Annotated in this window: 2 protein-coding genes; both read right to left on the minus strand. The window is 50.1% G+C overall.

The genetic code is table 11. The annotated features are described in order from the left end of the window. Nucleotides 1-1,570: glycosyl transferase (locus tag RTY00_RS24430; RefSeq protein ID WP_312666697.1), on the minus strand; the 1,570-nt coding region annotated here is incomplete at its 3' end. Between the two features lie 75 nt (nt 1,571-1,645). Beyond that, on the minus strand, nt 1,646-1,828 hold a 183-nt coding region (locus tag RTY00_RS24435; RefSeq protein ID WP_312666698.1), incomplete at its 5' end, for a hypothetical protein.

Raw genomic sequence — 1,828 nt, forward strand, 5'->3', positions numbered from 1 at the left:
TTTTCGACGGCAAATATTCGAACAGGAATGAACCCGCGTCGGCGAGCAACGCATCCGAGCGAGCAAACGTCTGTTTGTAATCATGTCCGCTATCCCACTCCACATTGGCGCGCTGCTGAACAGCGTCGAGCAGTTGCTGGTAAAGGCTGCGCGCAGTGGGATGAGCCTCACCGATCCACTGACTCAGCAAGGGGTGCGGACGAATGATCAGATGAATATCATCACGCTCAGTTAGCTTTAAAAAAGCCGCGCCGTAGAGCATGAAGGTGGTAGACATTTTCCGTTCACCCGGCAACACAAAATGCGGTGTCCACAGCAACGTTTTGATCTTTGCAGGTGGCTTTGCGTCGTGGAGATGAAAGCGGCGCTGATAGTGATCAAACTTGGGATGACCTGTGACATAGACGTGATGATTACCCGCGTTGCACTGAATGCCAAACTCCGCTTTATGTCGCGCCGAACGAGAAAAGATCCACGTCGCCAGATTCTGGCACAGCAAATTAAATTGATAGAGTTGGACTTCTTCACTGATACCGCTGTCGAGCGCATAAGGGATATAAGCGATTTTCACGCCGCGCTCATGCAGGTAGTCGCTGCGGAAAGCTTCGGGTCGCGCTTCGTCGTAAGGGTTTTGCAAGAACACCACATCCGGCTGACGCTCCTCCAATTGATAATCTTCAAAACCTGTGTAATCGAGCCCTCTTTCGCGCAGAATCTCACGCTGAATATCGCCATTAACATCGCTGGCTTTCCAGTTCAGGTAAGGCACCACTACGATGCGGCAATCGAAGGCGGGATTAGCCTGCATCGCCTCAATTACCGATTCAAAGTTTGTCCAACCCGGCGGCCACTGAAAGTAAAAATCGACCTTAATTTGACCGCTAATGGAGGGCGTGAATTTGGCGGGCGCAACGATTTGACTCAACGGCTTTCTGAAGAGGGCGCGGTAATCTACCGTTCTATTTTCGATATCGCTTTTGTCGAGCCGTTGTGCACCGGCGTTGGGGAACATGCCCAGCCACAGATCCTGCTGCATCAGGCTATTCCAGTGCACATCAAGGGCATATTGTGCCTGCGTGCCACCTTGCAATTGTGCCTGCAGCGCTGCGCGAAAGTTATCAATCAGCGTGGCGTAATAGCGCTGATTGACGATATACGCGCAGGCGCACCACGCTAAATTAGCGCGCACGATATAGTCCACGCTTTTCAGCGGCGTGACGCGGCGATAATTGGCCGCCAGAAAAGCCACTTGCCAGTTGATTTGCGGCAGGGCGGCAAAGTAGCGGTTGAGATTGTCATAATTCGCCTGGTTTTCATCAAAGCTGAAGTCATCTTCCAGAATCAGCACCCGCTCCCAGCCGTAATCGCGTGCCATCTCCAGCGCGGCAATATGCGATTGCGTGCAGCCGATGTAGCCCTTTTCATGTTTAATCGCATCCAGACGAATGATTTTTTCAGCGGTTAGACCCAACTTTTTAAGTTGTTTAGTGATGCGGGTTAATCGGTCTTTGCGTTTCTTCAAATTGATGAAAATAACGCGATCAACAATGTTCCAGTTTATAACTGCCATGACGGTTTCTGTAGGAAGGAGAATGCATGACATAAGCAATTAGCGGGCCAGCTTTTAAATTAATGATTTTATTCATTATTGTTGATTATGAGCTCTATCGGGATGAAATGAATTTCCGCTTTGCGGCAGTGCAATTTCCCGATTGCTGGCCTCCGTTCCCTTCATCGCTAATTTATTATTGGCGATCATGAATAGGCGCGATCTGGCTGCAAACACCGCGCTAACGGGCATTAGTCGTTGCGAATGTGGCGTTATTTC

It is taken from the genome of Pantoea sp. CTOTU49201, from assembly GCF_032054795.1.
Classification (GTDB): domain Bacteria; phylum Pseudomonadota; class Gammaproteobacteria; order Enterobacterales; family Enterobacteriaceae; genus Pantoea; species Pantoea symbiotica.